The following is a 25,716-nucleotide window of genomic DNA, read 5'->3' as shown; positions in this document are numbered from 1 at the left end:
GCAATTCCGAACGCAAAACCGCGGCACACTTTTGCTGGAATTGCTCTATCACGATTGCAGCGCGGTATCGCCCCAGTTCGAGACGGCCCAGCGGGGATTGTCCGCGACGTTGAGGATGGTGTCGCGGGCGACGGTGATGAAGCCCCATTCCGCAACGTTGATCAGCGGCAGGTCGGCGACGACGAGCTGCTGGAACTTGCGGTAGAGATCGGTGCGCGCCGCTGTGTCGACGGTTTCGGAGGCCTGCTTGATGATCTTGTCGAGCTCGGGATTGGCATAGCCGCCCTGGTTGGAGAAGGGAACGCCGTCAGGCGTGCCGGACTGAACGAGAATGGTGGTGGAGATCGCCGGATCGCCGCGGAAGACCGGCGGGGCGACGGCGAGGTCGAAATCGTGGTCGGTGTAAACAGCCTTCTGGTGCGCGGCCGCATCGGCATTGACGATCTCGGCATCGATGCCGATCGCGGCAAGCGCCTGGCGAAGGTAATCGCCGAACTGGCGGGTCTCGTTGAAATAGGGCGCGGGACGGAGCTTCAGCTTGAAGCGGTTGCCGTCCGCTCCCTTGGCATACCCCGCCTTGTCGAGAATATCGTTGGCGGCCGCCGGATTGAAATCATAGGCCGCGACATCGGAAGTATAGAATTCCGGCGCATTCTGCGGAACCGGGCCGGTGGAGGCGGCGGCATAACCGAGGAAGATCGTGTCGACCACGAATTTCTTGTCGATGGCGTGCGTGATCGCCTGGCGGACCCTGAGGTCGGCGAGCTCCTTGCGGCGGTGATTGATCTCGACGACGAGCTGATAGGTCAAGGCTTCGTAACCTTTCGAGATCACCTTGATGCCATCGACCCTGGAGATACGGTCGAGATCGGCCAGCGGCACGGCCGAGAAGGCGGCGAGCTGGATTTCCTCAGCCTCGAGCGCCGCACCCGCCGAGGCGCGGTCGGGCAGCACGCGGAAGACGATCTCGTCCAGTTTCGGCTGATCGTTGTCCCAATAAGTCTCATTACGCGTCAGCCGGTAGTATTCGCCGGGCTTGTGTTCGGCAAACTTGAACGGGCCGGTGCCGATGAGCTTGTTGTTGGCCGGATTGGCGGCGATATCGCTGCCGTCGAAGATATGTTTGGCGACGACGCTGGTGACGACGGGCAGGGCATTGCGAATGAGCTGGAATGGCGTCGGCTTGGAGAAGCGGAAGATGGCAGTGTAGTCGTCGGGCGTATCGACGGCTTCGAGATTGGCGAAGACCAGGCGCCCGAGATTCTGCAGCGGCTTCCAGATGTTGAGGGCGGAGAAGGCAACATCGACCGAAGTGAACGGCTTGCCGTCATGCCAGGTGACGCCGTCGCGCAGCTTGAAGGTGACGGAAAGGCCGTCGGCCGAGCCTTCCCAGGAGGTGGCAAGCCGCGGCGCAAGCCCGTCGTTGCCGTCGAACGAGGCTTCGGCCAGCGGTTCGATCACCTTGCTGGCGATGAAAAAGACACCGTTCGAAGCCACGATGGCGGGGTTGAGGTTCTTGGGCTCGGAATCGGCCGCAACGACCAGTCTCCCGCCGCTCGGCGCGGTCTGCGCCAGCGTCTGGCGGGCGAGCGCCGTCGAGGCAAGCAGCAGAGCAGCGCCCTTCATCAGCGTGCGCCGCGAGATGGATGATACCGTCATGAACCCTCCTGATCGATCGAAACCGGCAACCATATTCGGCCCGAAATACCGGTTGGCATAGAGATTAAATTCGAATGATCGGGCTTCGCGAGACATTTTTTGTCACCCAGCCATTATATCCTCTGCCGTGCCCGCAGGGGAGGCCGAAGCCGGTCACCTTCAGGCCTCCGTCAGCTGGAACGCGTCGCTTTCTCCTGCCACCAGTTCGAGTGGCCAGATCATGTTGCCACCGGCCTCGGAATAGAATTCTCGATAGGCCGGCATGCGGGCGAGCAGCATTTGGCCGAGCGCAACGCCGAGATCGTAGAGCGACATGCGGAAGCAGCTGAGCGAGGGCTGCAGAAATCGGGCGCGCGGGGCATCGCGGAAGCCGATCACCGCAAGGTCGCGGCCGGGCAGGACGCCCGATTCCATCAGGCGGCGGTAGAGGCCGATCGCCATCAGCTCGTAGATCAGGATCACCGCCGTCGGCCGGTCCTCAAGCAGCAGCAGTTCATGGGCCGCCTGATAGCCGCCCTGTTCGCTCGATTTGACGCGGATGACGAGCGACGGGTCGAAGGGAAGACCGTGCTGCTCGAGTGCACGGCGATAGCTCTCGACAAAGACGTAGCCGAGGTTGACCTCGCTGGAGGGCGCCGTGATCGCGATCCGGCGGTGGCCGCGCGCGACCAGCCGTTCGACGGCGCGCTCGGCGACGCCTTCGAAGTCGAGGTCGATCCAGGGGAAGTTGCCGGCCGAAAGGCTGCGCCCGACGGCGATGAACGGGATCCTTGCCCGCGACAGAAGATCGACACGGCGATCGACGCGCTGCATATTGGAGATGATCATCGCATCGACGACACGCCGCGCGACCATGCGTTTCAGATATTCGCACGGGTCTTCATCGCTCGGGCAGGGCAGCATAAGAAGATCAAGCTTGTGGCGGGTAAAGACATGCTGCAGGCCGCTGGTGACGCCGAGGAAGAAGTTGTCAGCGTTTTCGACCGCCTCCGCACTGGATTCGATCATCAGGCCGATAACCTTCGTCTCTCCTTGTCTCAGGCTGCGCCCCGACTGATTGGCGACATAGCCGAGCGCCTCGGCCGCCGCCAGCACCCGACGGCGGGTTTCCTCGTTGACATCCGGCCTACCGTTCAGGGCGCGGGACACCGTGCCGATCGAAATAGCCAGGTGTTCGGCAAGCTGGCGGATTCCCTTCATCGGCTGCGATTCCCTCCTGGGCCGTAATTTCGCAGTTGGCCTCTATTGACACCACAAAATGTTTTCGCCTACAGTCGTAAACGTTTACGGAGTGCGTGTCACGAGGAGAGTTGGCACCATTCCCTGGAGGAAATCGTGAAATTCAGTGCCATTCTGTGCGGGTGCGGAGCTATGTCCAAAGGTTGGTTGCGTGCCATCGCTTCCAACCCCGATCTCGCCGACTCCATCACCATCGTCGGCCTCGTCGACCTCAACCGCGAGACGGCGGAACAGCTCGCCGCCGAGTTCGGCCTCGACAGCGCCGTCATCGGTTCGGATCTCTCCGACGTCATCGCGGCGACGAAGGCAGACCTGGTCTTCGACATCGTCATCCCGTCCGCCCGTTACGAGGTCGTGTCGACGGCACTCAAGGCCGGCTGCCATGTGCTGAGCGAAAAGCCGATGGCTGCCTCGCTCGCCGAGGGGGCCGCGCTGATCGATCTCGCCGCAGAGACCGGCCGCATCCACGCCGTCATCCAGAACCGCCGCTTCATCTCCGGCATCAGGCGCCTGCGCCGTTTCGTCGACAGTGGCGCGATCGGCGATCTCACCGGCATTCATTGCGACTTCTTCCTCGCGCCGCATTTCGGCGGTTTCCGCGAGGAGATGGACAATGTGCTGCTTCTCGACATGGCGATCCACACTTTCGATGCCGCGCGTTACGTGGCCGACAGGAAGCCGCTCGCCGTCTATTGCGTCGAGCGCAATCCGAAGGGCTCGTGGTACCGGCACGGCGCCTCGGCCAATGCCATCTTCGAATTTTCCGACGATATCGTCTTCACCTATCGCGGCTCCTGGTGCGCCGAAGGCGAGCGCACCAGCTGGGAAAGCCAGTGGCGTCTCCTCGGCTCGAAGGGCATGTTGACCTGGGATGGCGAGGAGAGTTTCAAGGCGACTGTTGCCGGCGCGGAGCCCGGCCTTTTGCGCGGCTCTGCTGCCGTAAACGTTCCCGGTCCGGAACACGATGCCGAAACGCACGGCCATGCCAGCGTCATCGCCGATTTCATTGCAGCGATCCGTACCGGCAAACAGCCCGAAACGGTCAATTCCGACAATATCAGAAGCCTCGCCATGGTCTTCGGCGCGATCGAAAGCGCCAAGACCGGCCGGCGCATCGAAATTTCAGCATAGGAAGACGTGACGTGAGCAACCCTGCAAAATCCATTCGCATCGGCACCATGGTCAGCGGCAACAAGGGCGATGCCGCCTCTCGCATCGGCCAGATTGCCGATCTGGGCTTCGAGAGCTTCGAGCCCTTCTTCTGGCAGACGACCAAGGGCCAGGATCTCGCGGAACTCGGCAAACGCTGCCTCGACGCGATCGGCGATCGCGACATCACCATCTCGACGCTCGGCATGTTCGGCAATCCGCTGGAAGAGAGCGCAATCGACCTCGAGACCCTGCAGGGCTGGAAGGATTGCATCGACAATGCCCATCATTTCGGTGCGACCTGCGTTGCCGGCTTCACCGGCCGCATCCGCGGCAAGCCGCTGACCGACAGCTTGCCGCGCTACAAGCAGATCTGGAGCGAGCTTGCCAAGCGTGCCGCCGACAAGGGCATCAAGATCGCCTTCGAAAACTGCGCGATGGACGGCAACTGGGAAAGCGGCGACTGGAATATCGCCCATAATCCGGATGCCTGGGAGCTGATCTTCAACGAGACGCCGGATGATCATATCGGGCTGGAATGGGAACCATGCCATCAGATGGTCTATCTGATCGACCCCATGCCGCAGATCCGCAAGTGGGCGCATAAAATCTTCCACGTCCACGGCAAGGACGCGACCATTCGTTGGGAAGTCATCAAGGAACACGGCATTTTCGGCAAGGAAAAATTCGTCTTCATGCGCACGCCGGGCTTCGGCGACAGCAACTGGACCGACATCATTTCCGAGCTGCGGCTTGCTGGCTGGTCAGGCTCGATCGACATCGAAGGCTGGCACGACCCGGTCTACCGCGACGAACTGGAAATGACCGGCCAGGTCTATGCGCTCAACCACCTCAAGCATGCCCGGGGCGGCGAATTCGTCGTCGATCCGGTCTGATGATATCGTGGCCGGCAAGGAGGAATTGCCGGAAACGGGGATAACCACAAAGGAGGAGAACCATGGCTATCCGCAAATATGCAATTCTCGGCGCTCTGGCGCTGGCAGGCGTTTCACTGTTCGGCCTCTCGGCCAAGGCCGAGGACGTCACGCTGACACTCTGGTCGCTCGATAAAGACACCCAGCCGGCGCCGAACCTCGTCAAAGAGTTCAACGCCCAGAACAACGGCATTAAGATCGAATACCGGCTGATCCAGTTCGACGACGTCGTCACCGAGGCGATGCGCGCCTATGCCACCGGCCAAGCCCCCGACATCATCGCGGTTGACAATCCGGAACATGCGATGTTCTCGTCGCGCGGCGCCTTCCTCGATCTCACCGACATGATCGCCAAGTCGACCGTCATCAAGCCGGATAATTATTTCCCCGGCCCGCTGAAATCGGTCGAATGGGACGGCAAATATTACGGTGTGCCGAAGGCGACGAACACGATCGCGCTCTACTACAACAAGGATATGTTCAAGGCGAAGGGCCTCGATCCGGCGAAGCCGCCGCAGACCTGGGACGAGCTGGTCGAAGATGCGCGCAAGCTGACCGACCCCGCCAAGAACATCTACGGTCTCGCTTTCTCGGCCAAGGCTAATGAGGAGGGCACCTTCCAATTCCTCCCCTGGGCTCAGATGGGCGGCGGCAGCTATGAGCATATCAATGCCGACGGCGCAGTGAAGGCGCTCGGGATCTGGAAGACGATCATGGACGAGAAGCTCGCTTCTCCCGACACGCTGACGCGCGGCCAGTGGGATTCGACCGGCACGTTCAACTCCGGCAACGCGGCCATGGCGATCTCCGGTCCGTGGGAACTCGACCGCATGACGCAGGAAGCGAAATTCGACTGGGGCGTCACCCTGCTTCCAGTTCCCAAGGAAGGGGCTGAACGGTCCTCGGCCATGGGCGATTTCAACTGGGCGATCTTCGCCAGCAGCAAACATCCGGCCGAAGCCTTCAAGGCGCTCGAATTTTTCGCCTCGCAGGACGACAAGATGTTCAAGAATTTCGGCCAGCTTCCGGCCCGTTCCGACATCTCCATCCCCGAAAGCGGCCAGCCGCTGAAGGACGCCGCCCTCAAGGTCTTCCTCGAACAGCTGAAATACGCCAAGCCGCGCGGCCCGCACCCGCAATGGCCGAAGATCTCCAAGGCGATCCAGGACGCCATCCAGGCGGCGCTGACCGGCCAGATGAGCCCGAAGGACGCGCTCGACCAGGCCGCGGATAAGATCAAAGCGGTGTTAGGCTGAGGCTTGCTCCCCCTTCGGACCCCCGCTGGGAAGAAGGGATAACTCAACCATTTCCTCCCGGCAGGGGCCGTCTTCCGCATGATGCGCCAGGCGGCCCCGATCGGAGCATCGGAGGACGCATGAAAAGGATCCTGATGAGCGTCAGGGACGGCCGCGGTTTCGATATCGTGCTCGTCGCTTTCCCGCTCGGCTTTCTGTTCCTGATGGCGGGACTGCCGCTCATCTACAATGTGGTGATGAGTTTCCAGGAGGTCGACATGTTCAGCCTCGGGACCTTCTCGCGTCCTTTCGTCGGTTTCAAGAATTATACCGACCTCTTCGCACAGCCGGAAACGCTGCCGATCCTCGCGAACACTGTCCTCTTCGTCACCGGCTCGATCGCCGGCCAGTTCCTGATCGGCTTCGGCCTGGCGCTGTTCTTCTGGGTCAATTTTCCCGGCGCCTCATGGATGCGCGGCCTGTTCCTCGTCTCCTGGGTCATGCCCGGCCTCGTCGTCGGCGCCATCTGGAACTGGATTCTGTCAGGCGATTTCGGCGTGCTGAACTTCATCCTCAAGGAAAGCGGCATCATCTCCGGCAATATCTTCTGGCGCTCGGACCCGCATTATTCGCTTTATGCCGTGATCATCGCCAATATCTGGCTCGGCACCTCGTTCAACATGATCCTGCTTTCCGTCGGCCTTGCCGGCATTCCCGCCGATCTCTACGAAGCGGCCGAACTCGACGGCGCCAATGTCTGGCAGCGCTTCTGGACGATCACGCTGCCGATGATGCGCTCGACGATCGGCGCGATCATCGCGCTCGGGCTGATCTTCACCCTGCAGCAGTTCGATCTTTTCGCCGCGATCACCTCGGGCGGACCGAACAATTCGTCGAACGTAACACAATATTGGGCCTGGGACCTTTCCTTCCGCCAATATGATTTCGCCAAGGGGGCGACGATCTCCGTCATCATGATCGTCTTTGTCATGTTCGCCTCCGTCGTCTATGTCCGCTCCACACGTCATGAGGTGCGCGGATGAGCACGACCACGAACCGCGACCGGCTGATGCTGGCAATATCGATCGTCATGGCGGCGATCTATCTCTTCCCGCTCTATTGGATGTACATCACTGCGCTGAAAAGCGGCTCGGAGATGTTCGCCACGCCGCCGAGTTTCTGGCCGGCAGCACCCCAATGGGGCACCTACACCTACGTGTGGGAAAGCCGCGGCATGGGCCGCTATCTCTGGAATTCGCTGGTCATCGCGCTGGGCTCGGTGGCGCTGATCACGCTGCTCGGCGTCGGCTGCGCCTATGTGCTCGCCAGATACCGTAACGTCTGGGTGGATATCGGCCTGTTCCTGATCCTGATGCTGCAGGTCCTGCCAGCCTCGCTGATGATCACGCCGATCTTCGTCGGATTCTCGCAGATCGGCATGCTCTCTTATCCCAGGCTTGCCGTCATCATCGCGGTCGCGGCCAAGAGCATGCCCTTCTTCGTCATCCTGGTGCGCGCCACCTTCATGAGCGTTCCCCAGGAGCTGGAGGAGGCGGCCCTCGTCGACGGCAATTCGCGCGTCGGCGCCTTCTTCAACATCGTGCTGCCGCTCGCTCGCAACGGCATTCTCGTCAGCGCCATCCTGATCTTCATGCAGGCCTTCGGCGAATTCGTCTATTCGAAGTCGATGATCCAGGCGGTCGATCTTCAGCCGGCAAGCGTCGGTCTCAACTCCTTCATGGGGCCGAACACCAACGAGTGGAACAACATCATGGCCTACGCGACGATGTATGTGACGCCGATCCTCGCCATCTTCGTTCTCTTGCAGCGCCGCATCGTATCCGGCCTCACCTCTGGAGCCCTCAAATGACCACACAGATCGAGCTCAGAGGCGTCAACAAATATTACGGCGCCTTCCACGCCCTGAAGAACATCGACCTGTCGATCGCCAAGGGTACTTTCGTCGCGCTCGTCGGCCCTTCGGGCTGCGGCAAGTCCACTTTGCTGCGCTCGCTTGCCGGTCTTGAAAGCATCTCGACCGGCGACCTCCGGATCGCCGGCGAGCTGATGAACGGCGTGCCGCCGCGCAAGCGCGACGTCGCCATGGTGTTCCAGTCTTATGCGCTCTATCCGCACATGACGGTCGAGGAAAACCTGACCTACAGCCTGCGCATCCGCGGCATCGCCAAAGCGGAAGCCAAGAAGGCGGCAGAGGAGGTGGCGGCGACAACCGGTCTTTCGCATCTCCTCAAGCGTTATCCGCGCGAACTGTCCGGCGGCCAGCGCCAGCGCGTCGCCATGAGCCGCGCCATCATCCGCCATCCCAAAGCGTTCCTGTTCGACGAGCCGCTGTCCAACCTCGATGCGGCGCTGCGTGTCCATATGCGCAAGGAAATCCGGTCGCTGCACGACCGGCTGAACGCAACCTTCGTTTACGTCACCCACGACCAGGTCGAAGCGATGACGATGGCCGACCATGTGGTGGTGATGCGCGACGGCATCATCGAACAGCAGGGCGCACCGCTCGATCTCTACGACCGGCCGGCAAACCGGTTCGTTGCCGGTTTCATCGGATCTCCCGCTATGAATTTCATTCCGGCGATCGTCGCGGAAGACGGCAAAAGCCTGATCCTGGATTTCGGCGCCGTGAAGCAGACACTTGCCATCAACCGCGCCATCGAGCCCGGCCGCAAGCTCATCGCAGGTGTCCGGCCTGAACATATCGAGGTTGTCGCTCCCGGGCAGGGCAGTTTCGACGTGCCGATTGCCTTCGTCGAATCGACCGGCTCCTCGACCTTCATAGTTGCGGCGACCGAGCCGGAACTGACGATCGTCGAGACGCGCCGCGACAGGGTCAAAACAGGAGATATGATCGGCCTTTCGGTCGACCCGGCTCAGATCCATCTCTTCGATGCATCGACGGACCGCCTGATATAATATCATCGCTAGGCCTCGGCGGGTTCATAAAACCATCATCGGCCTCTGCCAAGGGAGTGGCTCCGCACGAGGCACACCGTCACATCTGCAGCATCCGGATTTTTCATGGCATCTTCTCCCATATCGGCGCGTCTTTCGCCGACCGCGTCATCCCGCCTTGTCGTGCTTGCCGAAGCAGTGGTGAAGGCGGGCGAAACCGCCCGCGTCTCGCTGCGGCGGCGAACCTCTCGGGAAATGCTCGCCAAGGCGCCGCGCGACTATCAGACCGAGATCGATGTCGCCGTCGAGCAGATCATCGTCGACAAAATGACCAAGGCCTTTCCGGATTATGCCATCCAGGGCGAGGAAGCCGTCGGCAACCGCACGGCCGGGCCGGACACGCCGATCATCTACATCGACCCGATCGACGGCACCACCAATTACGCCTGGGGTGTTCCGCATTTCGGCATGACGATCGCCATCGCCGAAGGCGGCAGGCTGGTTGCCGGCGTCGTCTATGACGCCATGCAGGACGAATTGTTCAGCGCCGAGACCGGCGGCGGCGCCTATCTCAACGGCGAGCCTATCCGCTGCGCCGATGTCGCCGACATCGAGAACGTGCTTATCGGCGCCGGCCTGCCGATCCCCGGCCAGGTCAAGGCGGTCGCCGAAGAAACCTATTTGACGCCATCAAGCGTCTGATGGCCAATACGGCCGGTGTGCGCCGCCTCGGCTCGGCGGCGCTGTCGATCGCCTATGTCGCCTGCGGCAGGCTTGATGGTTTTTTCGAGGATGGGCTTTCGATCCATGACTTCGCCGCCTCGGCGCTGATGGTCGAGGAGGCTGGCGGCATCGTCACCCGGTTTTCAGGTGCTGAAGTCAACGGGAAGGGCGATATCCTTGCGGCCAGCCAGGCGCTGCATCCCTGGCTCCAGGAAGGATTCCGTATCAAGGCCTGATTTTCTTGAGCCGGCAGCGACTATAGACCTCATCATCTTCCTTGGCGGCGATAGCGACGCTGCGCTCGTTGCGCCTTATGGAAATCGGCGGCGCGAGACACTATCTCTGGGCAAACAAGGAGACACCCAATGACCGAAGAACGTGCAGTGCTCGCCGGCGGCTGCTTCTGGGGCATGCAGGACCTCATCCGCCGCTACAAGGGCGTGATTTCGACCCGCGTCGGCTATACCGGCGGCGACGTACCGAACGCCACCTACCGCAACCACGGAACCCACGCCGAGGCGATCGAAATCATCTTCGATCCCGCCAAGATCAGCTATCGCGAAATCCTCGAATTCTTTTTCCAGATCCACGACCCGAGCACGCGCAACCGCCAGGGCAACGACGTCGGCATGAGCTATCGCTCGGCGATCTTCTATACCAGCCCCGAGCAGGAGCGCGTCGCCAGGGACACGATTGCCGACGTCGATGCATCCGGCCTGTGGCCCGGCAAGGTCGTCACCGAAGTCGTGCCGGCCGGTGATTTCTGGGAGGCCGAACCGGAGCACCAGGACTATCTGGAGCGCATTCCGAACGGCTATACCTGCCACTTCGTCCGACCCGGCTGGAAGCTGCCGGTCCGTCAGAAGATCGCCTGATGCATCAGGCATGCTGGAAGCGACAGCGGCATGGCTGGCGCGTCCAGCCACTCAGCCGCTGGGTGAGAGCCTGGTATGATCGGCAATGGCGCGCACCATCTCGTCAATGTCGCGATCGTGGATTTCGTGTCCTCCGCCGGCAATCCGGTGCAGTTGCGCATTCGGCGCGACTTGGGTGAAGGCCTCTCCGTGCTCGATCGGAAACAGCGGATCTGATGTGCCATGGATTGCGAGCAGCGGCGCCACGATGTTGGACGCATTCAGGGTGGCGGCCTTGTCCCCGCTCAACAGCATGAAATGATTGGTTGCGCTGACAAAGGACGTGGCGCGGTCCATGTCGCGTGCGATCAGGTTGCTCGCCGCCTCGGCATCGTGCGGATGCCTGGTGCCGGCCAGCATGGCTGAATCGCGACGCATGAAATCGGCAATGGCTTCAAGGTTCGACCAGTCGATGTGCTCGGCAGCGGCAGAATGTTCTTTGTAAGCCTCGGTGGAGGAAGGCAGGCCATCGATCCCGATCGGGGACGTGCTGATCAGAGTGAGGGTCAGCGCGCGCCGGGGGTGGCGCAATGCGGCCTCTTGGGCGACGAAACCGCCCATCGACATCCCGACCATATGCGCGGCTTCAATCCCATAGCCATCGAGAACGGCGATGGCGTCTTCGGACAAATCGCCAAACGAATATCCCGGCTCACCCGGCTCATAGTGCGTGGAAAGGCCGGTGTCGCGCTGGTCGTAGCGGATGACGTAGCGTCCTTGGGCGGCAAGTTCCTCGCAGAACCTTTCCGGCCACCATAGCATCGACGACATCACTCCCATGATGAGCAGGACCGGTGCGCCGGCAGGGTCGCCGAAGGCCTGGCTCTGCAGTTTCGCACCTTTGAGTTCGACGATCTTTTCGGTGACGAGCGTTGATCCGGTCGTTTCCACGGCCTCATCCTCCTGGTTGCAGCCAGCAATTACTCTCCACCTTGCATAACTGATCCTAATATGCAATCTGTTTTCGCGTCACATGACACGCGTGACGGCCGCTTGGACTGCCCCATCCAACACAGCAGAGGGAAGCATTATGACGTTGGATCGTGCCGACTTTTACGATGCGGAACTGGCGAGACACAATCGGCACCTCAGGATTGCTGCCGGCGTCGGCGCGGGTGATCGAGTGCTCGATATCGGCTGCGGTGCAGGGCAAACGACGCGCCAGGCCGCCCGCGCCGCACCGCAGGGGGAAGCGGTTGGCGTGGACGTTTCGGCTGAGATGCTGGAGGTCGCAAGGCGACGGAGTGCCGCTGAGGGTCTGCGAAATGTGGTATTCGAGCAGGCAGACGCACAATCCCACGCCTTTCCGACGGCCAGTTTCGACCTCTGCATCAGCCGGTTCGGCGTGATGTTTTTTGCCGACCCGGCGGCGGCATTTGCCAATATCGGCCGGGCGATGCGGCCGGGCGGGCGCCTCGTATGGATGGTATGGCAGAGCCGGGTGCGCAACGCGTGGTCCGGCGCCATCCGGCAGGCGCTGGCGCTTGAAACTGCCATTTCCCCGGGTGCTCCCAATCCGTTTTCGCTGGGCGATCCAACCGTCGCAACAGAGCTTCTCAGCGCAGCAGGCTTCGCCTCGATCGACTTTGCCGAGGTGCGGGAGCCGGTCTTTTACGGATCGGACGTCGATGCGGCGTTTGAGGGGCTCATCAACCTCTATCTTGTGAAGGACGCGTTCGCACAAACCGATGAACCTTCAGACAAACCGCTACAGCGGCTGCGTGATCTATTGGAGGCGCATATGACATCGGAAGGCGTGTTGTTCGACTCGCAGGCGTGGATCATCACCGCTCGCCGAACTGCGGAATAGCGAGAGCCGGGCAGGGCTTCGCACTTCAGCGATGGTCAGCGCCGTCACTTCTCAATAGCGAGGTATGTAGTCCAGGCCGGGGTCGATCCGGGCCGGACGCCCGTTCAGAGAAAGCTCGCCGATGCGCGCCGCCGTGCGGGCGACGACCTTGCCGCGGCGGATCACCGCCAGCCGGTTGGGCTTCAGCCGCAGCGCCTCCAGCGTGTCGCTCGCCTGGAGGATGACGAGGTCCGCTTTGCAACCTTTCTCCAGTCCGTAGCCTGCGAGCCCCATCGTCTTCGCCGAATTGACGGTCAGCGCGTCGAAAATCTTCCTCTTGTCGTCGATGCCCGCCATCTGCGCGACATGGATCGCCATGTGGCCGACCTCCAGCATGTCGCCGGACCCCATTGAATACCAGGGATCCATGACGCAATCGTGCCCGAAGGAGACGTTCAGCCCGGCATCCATCAACTCGCGGACCCGGGTCATGCCGCGGCGTTTCGGATAGGTATCGTGCCGGCCCTGCAGCATGATGTTGATCAGCGGGTTGGGGATCACATTGATCTCCGCCTCGGCCATCAGCGGGATGAGCTTGGAAACATAATAATTATCCATCGAGTGCATCGAGGTCAGATGCGAGCCGGCGACACGTCCCTGCAGGCCGAAGCGGATGGTTTGCGCAGCCAGCGTCTCGACATGGCGCGAGAGCGGATCGTCGGTTTCATCGCAATGCATATCGACCGGCAGGCCGCGGTCGGCGGCAATGCGGCAGAGCGCCTCGACCGATGCCGTGCCGTCGCCTATTGTCCGTTCGAAGTGAGGAATGCCGCCGACGATATCGACGCCCATGTCGAGCGCGCGGTTGAGCGCGTCGATCGCCCCCGGCGAGCGGTAATAGCCGTCCTGGGGAAAGGCGACCAATTGCAGATCGATATAGGGCGCGACCCTTTCGCGGACCTCTATCATCGCCTCGACGGTCACCAGTCTGGGGTCACTGGTATCGACATGGCTGCGGATGAAAAGCAGGCCTTGCGTCACCGCGAGATCGCAATAGCGCAGCGCGCGGTCGACCAATTCCTCCTTCGTCACGATCGGGCGCAGTTCTCCCCAGAGCGCGATGCCCTCCAGCAGCGTACCTGACACGTTCATCCGCGGCAGCCCGAGCGATAGCGTGGCGTCCATGTGAAAGTGCGGATCGACGAAAGGCGGGCTGACCAGCCTGCCGGTTGCGTCGATTTCCTCCGGCGCCTGCGCCTGCAGATTGCGCTCGACGGCAATGATCCTGTCGCCCTCAATGCCGATGTCGATGCCGGTTCGGCCATCGGGCAAATTTGCGTTTCTGACGATTAGATCAAACATCGGAACCTCGCTGGAAAAGGCGGCTTCAGCGCTCGCCGCGACGATAGGGCTGCATCAGCGCCTGCGGCACGCGCGCGCGGCGGGCCATGACGGCAAGAGCGGCGATGGAAAGGATATAGGGCGTCATCAGGAAGAGCTGATAGGGTACAAGCCCGCTTAGCGCCGTTTGCAGCCGAAGCTGAAAGGCATCGAAGAAGGCGAAGAGCAGAGCCCCGAACAGCGCGCGGCCCGGCCGCCAGGAGGCGAACACGACAAGCGCGATGCAGATCCAGCCGCGGCCCTGCACCATGGTCGGAAAGAAGCTGTTGAACGCCGACAAGGTCAGGAAGGCGCCGCCCATTCCCATCAGCGCGCTGCCGATGATGACTGCACCGTATCGCACCTTCATCGGATTGACGCCCTGGGCTTCCGCTGCATGCGGATTTTCACCGGTCATGCGGATCGCGAGCCCTACAGGAGTTCGGAAGATGATGTAGGCCATCAGCAGAGCAATCACGATCGCAAGATAGGTCGGCGTCGTCTGCGTAAAGAAGGCCGGACCGATGAATGGCAGCGTGGAGAGACCGGGGATGGCGATCGGCTGGAACGGCACAATGGTGGGCGGCGTATTGGCAAGCGGCACGATCAGCCGGAAGACATAATAGCTGAAGCTGGAGGCAAAGAGCGTGACGCCGAGACCGGAGACATGCTGGGAGAGCCCGAGCGTCACCGTCAGCGACGCATGCAGCAGGCCGAAGAAGCCGCCGGCGACCGCCGCGATCAACAGGCCGGTCCAGAGATCGGCACCATGATAGACGGAAAGCCAGCCGATCATCGCGCCGAATGTCATGATGCCTTCGATGCCGAGGTTGAGCACGCCGGCCCGTTCGCACAGCAAAGCGCCGAGCGTGCCGAAAATCAGCGGCGTGGCGATCCGCAGGATTGCCGCCCAAAGGCCGGCGGAGGCGATGATATCGAACAATTGCGTCATCGCCTTATCCTGTATTGGGTGAAGAACAATGCAATCAGCATCGTCAGGAGCGACAGCGCCACCGTGACGTCGGCAATATAGGTCGGGATGCCGAGACCTCGGCTCATGCCGTCGGCGCCAACGAACATCGTGGCCGTGAAAATGGCGGCGAAGACAACACCAAGTGGATTGAGGTTGGCGAGCATCGCGACGACGATACCGGCATAGCCGAAACCGGGCGACAGGTCGGTCGTCACGTAACCCTTGACGCCCATCACTTCAATTGCTCCCGCAAGCCCTGCAAGCCCACCGGAGAGACAGGCAACCTTCACCAGTGTTCTTCCGAGCGGCACACCAGCAAAAACCGCACCGGCAGGGTTAAGGCCGGCGGCGCGCGACTTCATGCCAAATACGGTGCGGGACTGGACGAAGTGAACGATGATCGCCAGCACGATCGCGATCGCAAATCCGATATGCAGGCGCGAACGGGCGATCAGCTTCGGCAGCATGGCATGATCGCTGACGGATTGCGACTGCGGCCAGCCGAAGGCGAGCGGATCCTTGAGGACGCCATCGATCAGCATCGAGACGAAAAGCACGGCGATGAAATTCATCAGCAGGCTGGTGACCACCTCATCGACGGAAAACCGCAGTCTCAGCCACAGCGGGAGCAAAATCAGCACCATGCCGGCGACCGCACCAATCAGCAGCAGCAGTGGAATGAGAATGGGTGCGGGAAGATTGCCCAGCAGTTTCGAGCTTGCCGCCGCAACGGCGATGGCGCCGAGATAGAACTGGCCCTCGGCACCGATATTCCAGAGCCGCGCCCGGAAGGCAACGGCGGCGGCAAGTCCGGTCAGCATCAGCGGCGTTGCCCGCGTCAGGGTTTCGGTCGCCGAAAGCCGCGAGCCGAAGGCGCCGGTCAGGATGCGCCAATAGGCATCGAGAACAGGCGCGCCGGCGATCGAGATCAGGACGCCCGCCAGCGCCAGCGCCGCGATGACGGCGATAACGGGCGTGACGATCAGCAGGTAAAGCGGGCGGTGCTCACGGCGCTCAAATCGCATGGCCGGCCTCGCGGGTCTCTTGCCATTCCCCGGCCATCATCAGCCCCAGCCTGCGGGCGTCGGCGCCATCGGCGTCGACGGGCGGCGACAGCTGGCCGCCGACGATCGCCTGTATGCGGTCTGCGAGCGCGATTACCTCGTCAAGATCCTCCGAGATAAGCAGTACCGCAGTCCCCTGCCGGCGGGCGTCGAGCAGGCGCGCATGCACGGCGGCCACGGCGCCTTCGTCGAGGCCGCGGGCAGGCTGGGCGGCAATCAGAATGCGCGGCCGCCGATAGAGGCTGCGCCCGAGGATGAGCTTTTGCATATTGCCGCCGGAGAGCAGCCGCGTGCGGACCGCCGGGCCGCCGCCGCGAACGTCGAAGCCGTCGATGATCTCGCGCGCGAAGGCCATGCCGGCCTTGCGGTTGACAAGGCCGTGGCGCGAAAAGGCCGGCGAGGCGATCCGCTCCAGCACGGCGTTTTCCCAGATCGCCATTTCCCCGATCACGCCCTCATGGTTGCGGTCCTCGGGAATGCGGCCGATGCCGGCTTCGACGACATCGGCGACGCCAAGATCGCCGACCAGCTCCCCGAACAGCCTGAGGTCGCCGCCGCTGCGCGCCAGCGTGCCGGACAGAAGATGCGCCAATGCCGCCTGGCCGTTGCCAGAAACGCCGATAATGCCGAGGATCTCGCCCTGATGCAGCCGGAAGCTGATCGATTTGAGGCGGTCGATGCCGCCGGTTCGCACGGTCACTCCTGAAGCCTCGAGGGCAACGGCGCCGGGTGTCGACGGTTCCCGTACGGGCCGCGTCACGCGGTGCCCGACCATCAGCTCGGCGAGTTCCGCCTTGCTGGTTTCCAACGCCCGGCGCTCGGCGACCATCTTGCCTGCGCGCAGCACGACGATGCGGTCGGCCGCCGCCATCACCTCGTCGAGCTTATGCGAGATGAAGATCAGCGACAGGCCCTGGCGGGCCATTTCCTTCAGGGTCGCAAACAGCCGCTCGGCTTCGATATTGGTCAGCACCGCCGTCGGCTCGTCGAGGATCAGGATGCGGGCGTCGTTATAGAGCGCCTTGAGGATTTCCACCCGCTGCTGCTCGCCGACCGAAAGGTCGCCAAGACGGGCATCCGGATCGACCTGCAGGCCGAAGCGCTCTGAAATCGCCAGGAGTTTCTTGCGCGCCGCCGATGTCGCCGATCGCCAGGACCACAGCCCCTCCGTGCCGGTCATGACGTTTTCGAGAACGGTCAGATTGGGCGCCAGCGAAAAATGCTGGTGCACCATGCCGACCCCGGCGCGGATCGCCGCGCGCGGCTTGCCCTGCGGCACCTCGGCGCCGTCGATCAGAATTCGGCCGGTATCCGGCACATAGTGGCCGAAAAGGATGCTCATCAGCGTGGTCTTGCCCGCGCCGTTCTCGCCGAGCAGGGCGACGACCTCGCCCCTGGCAAGCGTCATGGAAATATCGTCATTGGCAAGATTGGCGCCGAAACGTTTGCTGACGCCGACAATTTCCAGAACGGGCCCGGTCATGACGGTAACCCCGCCACCGGGAAACGGTGCTGCCATCGCCCCTCTGTCTCCAGGCGTGCCGCAAGCGACAGAAGCCGCGGCTCGTGCCTCATCGGCATCATCAGCTGCACCGGCAGCGGCATGGCATGCTCATCCTGTCCGAAAGGCAGCGTCAAAGCAGGAAAACCTGATACATTGGCAAGGCAGGCAAGCGGTGCAAACGCGGTCATTCGCTCCAGATGCAGATCGGTGTCGGCATGATCGGACGGAAACGAGCCGATCGCAAGAGGCGCGCAGGCGAGCATCGGCATCAGGATGCAGTCGACTTTGTCGAACAGCGCCCAGAGAGCGTGGCTCACCAGGACAGCATCGTTCAGCGTTTTCCAGAGTCCGGTTGCCGAGAGCGCTCGTCCGCGTATGGCGAAAGCCTGCGTGAGGGGCTCGGCCCTGCTTTCCTCAAGGGCTGCCGCCTTGATCAGCGCGGCGAGGTTGACGGAAACGATATCGGCGAAGGCACGGCTGCTGGCGGCAACACTCCATTCGAAGTCGGCCCAGGCCAAGGGAACGATGACGTGTCCGTCCGTTTCGAGCACACGCGCAGCATCCAAGACGGCTGCAAGGCGATGACCCTCGGTCGGATAGGCCGATCCGGTGTCGGTCAGCAGGCCGATCCGCAGACGGCCGGTGTCGACATCGGCGGGAGAGGGATCCGGAACGGGTCCGCGTGCATTGCCGCTCAGCCGGTCGAAAATCAGCGCCGTATCCCGCACCGAGCGGCAGACTGCCAGTTCACTCGCGATGCCGGCAAGCTGGTTGCCGAAAGAGGGTCCGCCGGGGATAGCGCCGCGGGTCGGCTTCATTCCGACAAGGCCGCAACAGGCGGCGGGCACGCGGATCGAGCCACCGGCATCGGTGGCATGGGCAATCGCGACGATCCCGGCGGCAACCGCTGCCGCCGCACCGCCGGACGAGCCGCCAGCGGTGCGCGTGGGATCGAGCGGGTTGCGACAGACAGGTCCGATCGCCGGTTCGCTGGCAAGCGAAAGGCCGAATTCGGGGCTCGTCGTCAGGCCGAACAGACAGAAGCCGGCCTCGCGGAACCGCGAAGCGAGATCGGAATCGGCTGCGCCGCCCTTTCTCTCGAAGAGGCGGGAACCGGCGGTTACCGGCAGTCCGCGGAAGGGACCGCCAAGATCCTTCGCCAAGGCCGGTACGCCGGCAAAGGGCCGCGCCGAAAAATGCTCGGGCGCGCGCTGCCGCTCCCGGTCGCAGGCCTGCGCCGCGGCAAGACCCATGGCGCCGTCGAGATAGGCGATCGCGCCGAGCGGCGCATGCCGCGCGGCTGCCTGGAGGCAGATCTGCATCGCTTCAACAGCGCTCAGGCTGCCATGCCTGATCGCTGCCGCCAGTTCCGTCGCGTCGCCCTGCATCAGCCGAACTACTTCGGCTCTTCCATCATCTTCGGGACTTCGAAGGTGCCGGCCTTGATCTCCGCCCGCTTGGCTTCCATCGCCGCCTCAGCCTCGGCAGGCGCAACACCCTTGACGAAGACGATGTCGCTGCCGCCTTCCTTCATCAGGCCGTAGGACGTGTAGTTCCTACCGACAGGTTTGCCGGCGGCGACATCGGCAATCGCTGCATTGAGGATCGGGCGGAAATACCACATGGCATTGGCAAACACCGTATCGGGATAACGCGGCGTGTAATCGACCAGCGAACCGACCGACTTGATGCCGCGTTCCTTGGCGGCATCGGCCGTGCCGATGCGCTCGCCGAACAGGATATCGGCGCCGGCGTCGATCTGCGCAAGACCGGCCTCGCGGGCCTTCGGCGGATCGAAGAAGGTGCCGATGAACGAGACCAGGTGCTTTGCGTCTGGATTGACAGCCTTGACGCCTGCGGCAAAGGCGTTGATCAGCATGTTGACCTCGGGGATCGGAATGGCGCCGACCGAACCGACGACGTTCGACTTGGTCATCTTGCCCGCAAGCATGCCGGCCAGATAGGCGCCGTCATGATTCCACGTGCCGAAGACGCCGAAATTGTCGCCGGCCTGCTCGCCGCTCGAACCCAGCACGAAGGCGGTCTCCGGATAGTCGGCCGCGACCTGCCGTGCCTCCTTCTCCACCGCATAGGCCTCGCCGATGATCAGCTTGTTGCCCTGTTCGGCATATTCGCGCATGGCGCGCGGATAATCAGTGCCTGAGACACCTTCGGAAAAGACATATTCGATGACCCCTTCCTTGGCAGCGTCCTGAAGGGCCTTGTGAAGACAGGAATTCCAGGCGTTTTCAACCGGCGATGCATGAATGCCGGCAACTTTCAGCGGGGCGGCAGCCCTTGCGAGCGGGGCCAGGCTGCTCACTCCGAGCGCAATGCCCGATGCGATCACTGCCCGGCGCGAAATCAGCATGTCTTTGGTCATCAATTGCTCCCCTTTTTTACCATCTGGTTCAAAAATCATAGTAGCGCCTAAAAAGGTGTCAAGGAGAGAACAGGCTTAAAAATCAGGCTGATCGACTGCTTGGGCTCTTTCGTCGGCCGCCGATTTTTTTGGATGCCTGCATGGCGCCGCGACTTGGCGGAAAGAACGCGGCGCGGCAGGCTGCACCCCGATGCGGTCGCGCTTCCCGGTTGAGAATTTCCCTTCCAACGAGCGCCTCCGTCGTTTGACAAGATGATAGCTCGGACCGGATCTGCAGGGCTTGGCGCGACGATATTTGCAGGATATGCAGGAGAACTGTTGGGTTGGGGAACAAGGGAATGGGTGAAGAACAGGACGCCTCGCGGCGACCGATCGCGAGCCGGTCATCGTCCGCCCTGAGCGTGTGGCTGACGCGCATCGGCGTCACGCCGACCAGCTTAGCCAGTCATTGCTCCCTGATCCTGACCTCGGCCATGATCGCGGCCGGAAGCCTCGTCACCTGCATCACCCGCACGACAACGCTTGCCCGTTCGCTGGAGAGATCATGACCGCGTTCGTCCGTCGCCTCCTTGTGCTGTTCGTCCGTATCATGGTCGGCGCCCGCAGCGAGTGGCGGGGCTGCACGCCCGACACGCGCCGCCGCATCTATTTCGCCAACCACAACAGCCATGTCGATACGGTCGCCGTCATGGCCGCCCTGCCGTATCAGGTGCGGCGGCTGACCCATCCGGTTGCGGCGCGCGACTATTGGGGAACCAGCGCCTTTCGCCGTTTCATTGCGGAGAAGGGCCTGCGCGCCGTTCTGATAGACCGCAAGCCTCTGCCTGATAGCAACCCGCTGGAGCCGCTCGAGCGGCTGCTCGAAGAGGGGCGTTCGATCCTGATTTTTCCGGAAGGCACGAGAAGCGCCACCGAAGAGATTGCCCCGTTCCGCAGCGGCATCTATCGCCTTGCCTGCCGTTTCCCCGATGTCGATCTCGTGCCGATCCATCTCGACAATCTGCAGCGCATCCTGCCGAAGGGAAGCATACTGATCGTGCCGATCACCTGCACGGCGCGTTTCGGCAAGCCGCTGCGCGTCGAACCGGGCGAAGGCAAGGATGCATTCCTCGCCCGCGCCCGCGCCGCGATCATTGAGTTGGCAGACGGGGGGCGCGTCGCATGACTAGCTTTTTCTCCATCGTCCTTGCCGCGATCCTCGGCCTGCTCGCCGTCGCCTCCGCCATCGGTTTCATCCTGCAGCGGCGCGCGACCGAACCCGGCTCCGTCGCCACTGTCCAGAACCTCAATGCCCGCATCCGCTCCTGGTGGATCATGGTCGCGGTCTTCGGCGGCGCGATTCTGCTCGGCGACACGGCGGTGGTCATCCTCTTCGCATTCCTGTCCTTCATGGCGCTTCGCGAATTCTGGACGCTGACGCCGTCACGGCGCGGCGACCACCAGGCGCTGTTCCTATCCTTCTTCGTCGTCCTACCGCTGCAATATGTGCTGCTCGGAACATTGTGGTACGGCCTCTTTGCGATCTTTATTCCGGTCTATGCCTTCCTGATCCTGCCGGCGGTGGCGACGCTGACCGGTGACGTCAACGAGTTCCTGGCGCGGACTGCCAGGGTGCAATGGGGATTGATGCTGACGGTCTATTCGATCAGCCACGCGCCCGCACTGCTGATGCTTGAGACCGGCACGCCGTCGGCACTTCTTCTCGTCTATCTCGTGATCGTCGTGCAGCTCAGCGACGTCTTCCAGTATGTGTGGGGCAAGCTTCTGGGAAAACATCGTTTCTCGCCGAACATCAGTCCATCGAAGACCCTCGAAGGCCTGATCGGCGGCGGCGCCTCGGCGATCCTGGTGGGAACGCTGCTCTATCGTCTGACGCCGTTCTCACCCCTGCAGGCGGCCGCCATCAGCACCGTCATCGTGGTAGCCGGCTTCTTCGGCGGCTTCGTGCTCTCAGCCATCAAGCGCGATCTCAACGCCAAGGACTGGGGCTATGTGATCGAGGGCCATGGCGGCGTGCTGGATCGTCTCGACTCCATCACCTTCGCGGCGCCGCTGTTCTTCCATATCGTCCGCTACTGGTTCACGACATAGGCACGAGCCGCGGCCTCGTCAAAACCGTTCCAAATCCTCGAGACTTTCGACCAGCCGCTGCTGGACATCGCGCTCCTGCCTGGAAATGGCCGTCATCAGCCTGCCCATCGTTCCCCTGATACCATGAAGCTGATCGACCAGATCCATGACGACATCGACGCCGGCCTCGTTGACACCCATATCGTCCATGAGATCCAGGATCAGCCGCGCGCGGGCGATATCGGCATCGCGAAACTGTCGCTTTTCGCCTGAGATCTCCGGGATAAGCCAGCCCTGTTCGATCCAGAAATCGAGCTGGACCACATCGATTTGCAAGTAAAGACGGAACTCATGATCATCCATGATCAGGCCTCCATGTTCTTCCTCGGATCGTGTGGATGTGCCGCCGCCCATTCCTTCACCAGGGACGTCAGCCGTTCATCAGGCTGATCGGGCAAGACGATCTTCAGGGAGACATAGACGTCGCCGTGCCCGCCGCCGCGCTTCGGAACGCCCTTGCCCTTGAGGCGCAGGACTTTTCCGGTGTTGGAATGAGGCGGCAGCGTCAGATTGACAGGGCCTGAAGGCGTGGGGACGCGAACCTTGCCCCCTAGCACCGCTTCGCCGAGCGAAATCGGCAGCTCCAGGCGGATGTCGTCGCCGTCGCGCGTGAAGAAGCGGTGTGGACGCACACGGATTTCGATGAGCGCATCGCCTGCCGGCCCGCCGCCAGCACCCGGCTCCCCCTTGCCGCGCAACCGCAAGGTTTGGCCGTCGCGCGTTCCCGGCGGGATCCCCACCTCTAGCGCGGGGCCATCCGGAAGCTTGACCTCGGTCCTGGTGCCGTTGATGGCCTCGAGAAAATCGACCTCCATCGAAAAGCGCCGGTCCTGGCCTTGGCTGCGCGCCCGGCCGCCGCCGGTGCGGCGTGAAAAGAAGCTCGCAAAGATGTCGTCGGCATCGCCGAAGTCTGCGAAGCCGGCGTTGCTGCGATAGGGATTATCGGTGCCGCCGGCCGAGGCATAGTCGCGATAATAGCTGCGCTGCGCCCGCTCAGCGCCCGTCATATCGATCTCGCCGCGGTCGAAGCGTCCGCGCTTCTCTTCGTCGCTCAAAATCTCGTAGGCGGTCGAAATTTCCTTGAAACGCTCCTCGGCCTTCCGGTCGCCGGGGTTCAGGTCGGGGTGCAGTTTCTTGGCAAGCTTACGGAACGCGCTTTGAATATCCTTTTGCGACGCATCCCGCTTCACGCCCAGAAGCTCATAGGGATCCTGGCTCATGCATGTCTCCGCTCAGGCAGCCAATTCTGCCGTTGATTTGCCTGAAATATAGGTGGTCAGAGCGCCGGAGGGGAGGGGAGGCTGTGGAGAGCTACAACAGCGCCCCGTCTTCCTGCAACTGATCGGGACGGCGATCGATGAGCACCGAGCAGCCCGCGTGGCGCAAGACCTTCTCGACGATCGAGGAAAAGACGTAGTCGGTGATATCGGGGACATGCGATGACAGCAGGATGAGATCGGCCGATCTCTCCTTGGCGGCCGACACGAGCATGGAGGCCGCAACGCCGATGCGAACCTCGACCGTTGCCGGAACACCCAATTCCCGACAGAGCGATACGAGCTTCCTTTCGGCGTCGGCCATCGCCGTCGTCTCGAATTCCTCCGGAAGATCCATGAGGTGGCGGTGCGGAATATTCTCGACGACGTGCAGGACGACGATGCTGCCGCCGTGGTCCAACAGCGCCGCCGCCCGGCGCAGGAGGCGGATTGCCGTTTCCCGGGAACCCATGCCGATGCCGCAGATGATCGTCCGATACATTGAGTTCAATCTTCCCGAATACGAGTAGGCGCACTGATCATACCGGCGCCGGCCACCTCTGCTTTGACCGATATCAAGCAGAAATGCCGCAACATCGCAACGCAGGAAGCGGCCATCTGGAGGGGCTCGGGGCGGATCGTCGCAGTTGACGGCACGGCCGTCGGCAATAGCTTTACCGCGATATCGTCAATCATCGAGGTTCACATGGGCAATATCGCAATCATCGGATCGGGCGCGATGGGAAGCGCCGTCGCCAAACGTCTGATCGACCATGGCGCCACGGTGCTGACCTATCTCGACGGCCGGAGCGAGCCGACGATCGCACGAGCGCAAGCAGCCGGGATGATTCCGGTCGCGCTCGAGGAGTTGACGAAGACAGAGCTGGTCCTATCGATCGTTCCGCCGGCGGAGGCAATGAGCGTCGCCGGCCTCATCGCCGAAATATCACTGGAGAATCCCGCGCCGCCGCCCTTCATCGACCTCAATGCGATTGCGCCGAAAACGATGCAGGCACTGGCGGCGCGGTTTGAAGGCAGCTGGGTAGAAGTCCTTGATGGCGCCATCATCGGAGGTCCGCCGGTTGCCGGCAAATCAGGTCCGACACTCTATATCAGCGGCGATAGCGCGGAGCGGAGCCGGCTGCTTGAAAAACATGGCCTGAAGGTCCGCAGGCTCGATGGACCGCTCGGCGCGGCATCTGCGCTGAAGATGTGTTATGCCGGCATTAACAAGGGATTTGCCGGGCTTGGTGCCGCAATGCTGCTTGCCGCATCGCGTTCGGGTGCTGCCGAAAGCCTGACGGCCGAACTCGCGGAAAGCCTTCCCGATATCGAGCGCAAGCTGTCGAAATCCATTCCCGATATGTATCCGAAGGCCTATCGTTGGGTTGCCGAAATGCAGGAGATCGCCGATTTCCTCGGAGAGGACGATCCGGCGGCAACGATTTTTCGGGGTATGGCCGATCTTTTCTCCCGGCTGGCGGCGGATGTGGACGGCGACCGCGCCCTCGTCAGGCAGCTGGACGAAGTCCTCGGCCCGTCGGAAACCGGCGCGATGGTCATGCCCTAGCTCTTCCGCTGCCGGCGCCCCGCGAGGGAGGCGCCGGCAGCTGGCACTCGGCCGGTCCAAGCCACGCCTATATCTTGGTGAAGTCCTCGACCTGCGCGCGGATCGCGATCTCGGTCGGCAGCCGCTCCATCGAACTTGCGCCGTAGAAGCCGTTGCAGCCCTTGCAGCGGGCGAGCACATAGGCGGCATCCGCCGGCATGGAGATCGGGCCGCCATGGCAGAGCACGATGACGTCGTCGCGCACCGACCGCGCGGCATCGGCCCATGCATTGATCTTCTCCACGCATCCGTCGAGCGTCAGCGCCGTTTCGGCGCCGATCGCGCCGCCCGTGGTCAGGCCGAGGTGGCAGACCACGATATCGGCGCCGGCTTTGGTCATGGCGACGGCGTCCTCGCGGCTGAAGACATAAGGGGTCGTCAGCATGTCCTTGGCGTGGGCGCGGGCGATGATGTCGATCTCGAGATCGAAGCCCATGCCGGTTTCTTCGAGATTGGCGCGGAAGGTGCCGTCGATCAGTCCGACTGTGGGGAAATTCTGGATGCCGGCAAAACCCATCGCCTTCAACTCGTCGAGGAAGTGATGGGGCAGCATGAAGGGATCGGTGCCGTTGACGCCGGCCAGCACCGGCGTATGACGCACGACCGGCAGAACCTCGCGGCCCATCTCCTTGACGATCTCATTGGCATTGCCATAGGCGAGCAGGCCCGCCAGCGAGCCGCGCCCGGCCATGCGGTAGCGCCCGGAATTGTAGATCACGATCAGGTCGATGCCGCCGGCTTCCTCGCTCTTGGCCGAAAGGCCGGTGCCGGCTCCACCGCCGATGATCGGCCGGCCCTCGGCGATCTTGCGGCGAAGCGTGTTCAGAATGCCTTTTCTGTCGATGCGGGTCAAAACTG

General features: G+C 62.5%; 24 protein-coding genes and 2 pseudogenes. 13 read left to right on the top strand and 13 right to left on the bottom strand.

Translation table 11 applies throughout. The features are described from left to right. Positions 1 to 48: 48 nt before the first annotated feature. Together C4N04_RS20550 and C4N04_RS20545 are read right to left on the bottom strand one after the other, a co-directional pair. Positions 49 to 1,659, bottom strand: coding sequence for an ABC transporter substrate-binding protein (locus tag C4N04_RS20550; protein ID WP_106796952.1), 1,611 nt, complete (start codon positions 1,657 to 1,659; stop codon positions 49 to 51). A 159-nt stretch (positions 1,660 to 1,818) separates the two neighbouring features. After that, complete coding sequence (locus tag C4N04_RS20545) at positions 1,819 to 2,859, bottom strand: substrate-binding domain-containing protein (RefSeq protein WP_096763229.1); 1,041 nt, start codon at positions 2,857 to 2,859, stop codon at positions 1,819 to 1,821. Positions 2,860 to 2,994: 135 nt separating this feature from the next. Between C4N04_RS20545 and C4N04_RS20540 the strand changes: the two genes are divergently transcribed. The 8 genes and pseudogenes from C4N04_RS20540 to msrA all read left to right on the top strand — a co-directional run bounded on the left by C4N04_RS20540 (position 2,995) and on the right by msrA (position 10,731). Beyond that, entirely contained in the window at positions 2,995 to 4,029 is a 1,035-nt protein-coding gene (locus tag C4N04_RS20540; RefSeq protein WP_096763228.1) for a Gfo/Idh/MocA family oxidoreductase, read from the top strand. 11 nt (positions 4,030 to 4,040) lie between these two features. After that, positions 4,041 to 4,943 (top strand): sugar phosphate isomerase/epimerase, encoded by a 903-nt coding sequence (locus tag C4N04_RS20535; protein ID WP_096763227.1) that lies wholly within the window; start codon positions 4,041 to 4,043, stop codon positions 4,941 to 4,943. Between the two features lie 62 nt (positions 4,944 to 5,005). Then, on the top strand, positions 5,006 to 6,238 hold the full coding sequence (locus C4N04_RS20530; RefSeq protein ID WP_040112947.1) for a sugar ABC transporter substrate-binding protein: 1,233 nt from the start codon (positions 5,006 to 5,008) through the stop codon (positions 6,236 to 6,238). A 119-nt stretch (positions 6,239 to 6,357) separates the two neighbouring features. After that, entirely contained in the window at positions 6,358 to 7,260 is a 903-nt protein-coding gene (locus tag C4N04_RS20525) for a sugar ABC transporter permease (protein ID WP_040112946.1), read from the top strand. After that, positions 7,257 to 8,087 (top strand): carbohydrate ABC transporter permease, encoded by an 831-nt coding sequence (locus tag C4N04_RS20520; RefSeq protein WP_040112945.1) that lies wholly within the window; start codon positions 7,257 to 7,259, stop codon positions 8,085 to 8,087. Before C4N04_RS20525 ends, C4N04_RS20520 begins: the two co-directional genes overlap by 4 nt. Beyond that, positions 8,084 to 9,154 (top strand): ABC transporter ATP-binding protein, encoded by a 1,071-nt coding sequence (locus tag C4N04_RS20515; RefSeq protein ID WP_040142984.1) that lies wholly within the window; start codon positions 8,084 to 8,086, stop codon positions 9,152 to 9,154. The genes C4N04_RS20520 and C4N04_RS20515 overlap by 4 nt, the downstream gene beginning before the upstream one ends. A gap of 105 nt (positions 9,155 to 9,259) precedes the next feature. Then, a pseudogene (locus C4N04_RS20510) lies at positions 9,260 to 10,092 on the top strand (inositol monophosphatase family protein). Positions 10,093 to 10,221: 129 nt separating this feature from the next. Next, positions 10,222 to 10,731 (top strand): peptide-methionine (S)-S-oxide reductase MsrA, encoded by a 510-nt coding sequence (gene msrA, locus C4N04_RS20505; protein ID WP_010051614.1) that lies wholly within the window; start codon positions 10,222 to 10,224, stop codon positions 10,729 to 10,731. Positions 10,732 to 10,782: 51 nt separating this feature from the next. On the opposite strand, the gene C4N04_RS20500 is transcribed toward msrA, so the two are convergent. After that, complete coding sequence (locus C4N04_RS20500; protein WP_280954350.1) at positions 10,783 to 11,601, bottom strand: alpha/beta hydrolase; 819 nt, start codon at positions 11,599 to 11,601, stop codon at positions 10,783 to 10,785. Positions 11,602 to 11,800: 199 nt separating this feature from the next. On the opposite strand from C4N04_RS20500, the gene C4N04_RS20495 reads away from it, so the two are divergent. Beyond that, positions 11,801 to 12,580, top strand: a complete 780-nt coding sequence (locus C4N04_RS20495; RefSeq protein WP_106796876.1) for a class I SAM-dependent methyltransferase — start codon at positions 11,801 to 11,803, stop codon at positions 12,578 to 12,580. Positions 12,581 to 12,631: 51 nt separating this feature from the next. Here the strand turns inward: C4N04_RS20495 and C4N04_RS20490 are convergent, their stop codons facing one another. Genes C4N04_RS20490 through C4N04_RS20465 form a run of 6 tightly spaced genes read right to left on the bottom strand, consistent with a single transcriptional unit; the run spans position 12,632 to position 19,863 of the window. Then, positions 12,632 to 13,921, bottom strand: a complete 1,290-nt coding sequence (locus C4N04_RS20490) for an amidohydrolase family protein (RefSeq protein WP_106796875.1) — start codon at positions 13,919 to 13,921, stop codon at positions 12,632 to 12,634. Positions 13,922 to 13,946: 25 nt separating this feature from the next. Continuing rightward, entirely contained in the window at positions 13,947 to 14,891 is a 945-nt protein-coding gene (locus C4N04_RS20485; protein WP_096763223.1) for an ABC transporter permease, read from the bottom strand. After that, entirely contained in the window at positions 14,888 to 15,937 is a 1,050-nt protein-coding gene (locus C4N04_RS20480) for an ABC transporter permease (RefSeq protein ID WP_106796874.1), read from the bottom strand. The genes C4N04_RS20485 and C4N04_RS20480 overlap by 4 nt, the downstream gene beginning before the upstream one ends. Beyond that, positions 15,927 to 17,459: an ABC transporter ATP-binding protein gene (locus tag C4N04_RS20475; protein WP_096763221.1), complete on the bottom strand. Its 1,533-nt coding sequence runs from the start codon at positions 17,457 to 17,459 to the stop codon at positions 15,927 to 15,929. Before C4N04_RS20475 ends, C4N04_RS20480 begins: the two co-directional genes overlap by 11 nt. Next, positions 17,456 to 18,868, bottom strand: a complete 1,413-nt coding sequence (locus C4N04_RS20470; protein WP_096763220.1) for an amidase — start codon at positions 18,866 to 18,868, stop codon at positions 17,456 to 17,458. Before C4N04_RS20470 ends, C4N04_RS20475 begins: the two co-directional genes overlap by 4 nt. 8 nt (positions 18,869 to 18,876) lie before the next feature. Beyond that, the gene (locus C4N04_RS20465) at positions 18,877 to 19,863 is read right to left on the bottom strand and encodes a BMP family protein (RefSeq protein WP_040112937.1); all 987 of its coding nucleotides are present in this window, start codon (positions 19,861 to 19,863) and stop codon (positions 18,877 to 18,879) included. Between the two features lie 443 nt (positions 19,864 to 20,306). Here C4N04_RS20465 and C4N04_RS20460 point away from each other — a divergent pair. The 3 genes and pseudogenes from C4N04_RS20460 to C4N04_RS20450 all read left to right on the top strand — a co-directional run. Next, positions 20,307 to 20,411: pseudogene (locus tag C4N04_RS20460) on the top strand (CDP-alcohol phosphatidyltransferase family protein); the annotation flags it as partial. Beyond that, a complete protein-coding gene (locus tag C4N04_RS20455) occupies positions 20,408 to 21,028 on the top strand; it encodes a lysophospholipid acyltransferase family protein (protein WP_040112935.1) in 621 nt (206 codons plus the stop codon). The pseudogene C4N04_RS20460 and the gene C4N04_RS20455, both read left to right, overlap by 4 nt. Then, complete coding sequence (locus C4N04_RS20450) at positions 21,025 to 21,954, top strand: phosphatidate cytidylyltransferase (protein ID WP_040112934.1); 930 nt, start codon at positions 21,025 to 21,027, stop codon at positions 21,952 to 21,954. Before C4N04_RS20455 ends, C4N04_RS20450 begins: the two co-directional genes overlap by 4 nt. A gap of 18 nt (positions 21,955 to 21,972) precedes the next feature. On the opposite strand, the gene C4N04_RS20445 is transcribed toward C4N04_RS20450, so the two are convergent. The 3 genes from C4N04_RS20445 to C4N04_RS20435 form a co-directional block, all read right to left on the bottom strand. After that, positions 21,973 to 22,296 (bottom strand): chaperone modulator CbpM, encoded by a 324-nt coding sequence (locus C4N04_RS20445; RefSeq protein WP_096763219.1) that lies wholly within the window; start codon positions 22,294 to 22,296, stop codon positions 21,973 to 21,975. A gap of 2 nt (positions 22,297 to 22,298) precedes the next feature. After that, complete coding sequence (locus tag C4N04_RS20440; protein ID WP_040142969.1) at positions 22,299 to 23,213, bottom strand: DnaJ C-terminal domain-containing protein; 915 nt, start codon at positions 23,211 to 23,213, stop codon at positions 22,299 to 22,301. 91 nt (positions 23,214 to 23,304) lie between these two features. Further along, entirely contained in the window at positions 23,305 to 23,751 is a 447-nt protein-coding gene (locus tag C4N04_RS20435) for a universal stress protein (protein WP_096763218.1), read from the bottom strand. A gap of 204 nt (positions 23,752 to 23,955) precedes the next feature. Here C4N04_RS20435 and C4N04_RS20430 point away from each other — a divergent pair, with 204 nt between their 5' ends. After that, positions 23,956 to 24,819: an NAD(P)-dependent oxidoreductase gene (locus tag C4N04_RS20430; RefSeq protein WP_106796950.1), complete on the top strand. Its 864-nt coding sequence runs from the start codon at positions 23,956 to 23,958 to the stop codon at positions 24,817 to 24,819. A 67-nt stretch (positions 24,820 to 24,886) separates the two neighbouring features. Here the strand turns inward: C4N04_RS20430 and C4N04_RS20425 are convergent, their stop codons facing one another. Then, positions 24,887 to 25,711: a phosphoenolpyruvate hydrolase family protein gene (locus C4N04_RS20425; protein WP_106796873.1), complete on the bottom strand. Its 825-nt coding sequence runs from the start codon at positions 25,709 to 25,711 to the stop codon at positions 24,887 to 24,889. Positions 25,712 to 25,716 lie beyond the last annotated feature (5 nt).

Origin of the sequence: Rhizobium sp. H4, assembly GCF_003013335.1 — a bacterium.
In the GTDB taxonomy this organism is placed as follows: Bacteria; Pseudomonadota; Alphaproteobacteria; order Rhizobiales; family Rhizobiaceae; genus Rhizobium; species Rhizobium sophoriradicis.
Note: the sequence above shows the minus strand (reverse complement) of the source record. Positions and strands in the feature narration are given on the sequence as shown.

Excerpts from the sequence above, each read along its gene's own strand:
- C4N04_RS20530 (WP_040112947.1), top strand. The coding sequence starts at position 5,006 with ATGGCTATCCGCAAATATGCAATTCTCGGCGCTCTGGCGCTGGCAGGC.
- C4N04_RS20465 (WP_040112937.1), bottom strand. The coding sequence starts at position 19,863 with ATGACCAAAGACATGCTGATTTCGCGCCGGGCAGTGATCGCATCGGGC.
- C4N04_RS20550 (WP_106796952.1), bottom strand. The coding sequence starts at position 1,659 with ATGACGGTATCATCCATCTCGCGGCGCACGCTGATGAAGGGCGCTGCT.
- C4N04_RS20520 (WP_040112945.1), top strand. The coding sequence starts at position 7,257 with ATGAGCACGACCACGAACCGCGACCGGCTGATGCTGGCAATATCGATC.
- C4N04_RS20445 (WP_096763219.1), bottom strand. The coding sequence starts at position 22,296 with ATGGATGATCATGAGTTCCGTCTTTACTTGCAAATCGATGTGGTCCAG.
- C4N04_RS20515 (WP_040142984.1), top strand. The coding sequence starts at position 8,084 with ATGACCACACAGATCGAGCTCAGAGGCGTCAACAAATATTACGGCGCC.
- C4N04_RS20450 (WP_040112934.1), top strand. The coding sequence starts at position 21,025 with ATGACTAGCTTTTTCTCCATCGTCCTTGCCGCGATCCTCGGCCTGCTC.
- C4N04_RS20485 (WP_096763223.1), bottom strand. The coding sequence starts at position 14,891 with ATGACGCAATTGTTCGATATCATCGCCTCCGCCGGCCTTTGGGCGGCA.
- C4N04_RS20525 (WP_040112946.1), top strand. The coding sequence starts at position 6,358 with ATGAAAAGGATCCTGATGAGCGTCAGGGACGGCCGCGGTTTCGATATC.
- C4N04_RS20440 (WP_040142969.1), bottom strand. The coding sequence starts at position 23,213 with ATGAGCCAGGATCCCTATGAGCTTCTGGGCGTGAAGCGGGATGCGTCG.
- C4N04_RS20475 (WP_096763221.1), bottom strand. The coding sequence starts at position 17,459 with ATGACCGGGCCCGTTCTGGAAATTGTCGGCGTCAGCAAACGTTTCGGC.
- C4N04_RS20545 (WP_096763229.1), bottom strand. The coding sequence starts at position 2,859 with ATGAAGGGAATCCGCCAGCTTGCCGAACACCTGGCTATTTCGATCGGC.
- C4N04_RS20455 (WP_040112935.1), top strand. The coding sequence starts at position 20,408 with ATGACCGCGTTCGTCCGTCGCCTCCTTGTGCTGTTCGTCCGTATCATG.
- C4N04_RS20480 (WP_106796874.1), bottom strand. The coding sequence starts at position 15,937 with ATGCGATTTGAGCGCCGTGAGCACCGCCCGCTTTACCTGCTGATCGTC.
- C4N04_RS20435 (WP_096763218.1), bottom strand. The coding sequence starts at position 23,751 with ATGTATCGGACGATCATCTGCGGCATCGGCATGGGTTCCCGGGAAACG.
- C4N04_RS20430 (WP_106796950.1), top strand. The coding sequence starts at position 23,956 with ATGGGCAATATCGCAATCATCGGATCGGGCGCGATGGGAAGCGCCGTC.
- C4N04_RS20490 (WP_106796875.1), bottom strand. The coding sequence starts at position 13,921 with ATGTTTGATCTAATCGTCAGAAACGCAAATTTGCCCGATGGCCGAACC.
- C4N04_RS20470 (WP_096763220.1), bottom strand. The coding sequence starts at position 18,868 with ATGCAGGGCGACGCGACGGAACTGGCGGCAGCGATCAGGCATGGCAGC.
- msrA (WP_010051614.1), top strand. The coding sequence starts at position 10,222 with ATGACCGAAGAACGTGCAGTGCTCGCCGGCGGCTGCTTCTGGGGCATG.
- C4N04_RS20495 (WP_106796876.1), top strand. The coding sequence starts at position 11,801 with ATGACGTTGGATCGTGCCGACTTTTACGATGCGGAACTGGCGAGACAC.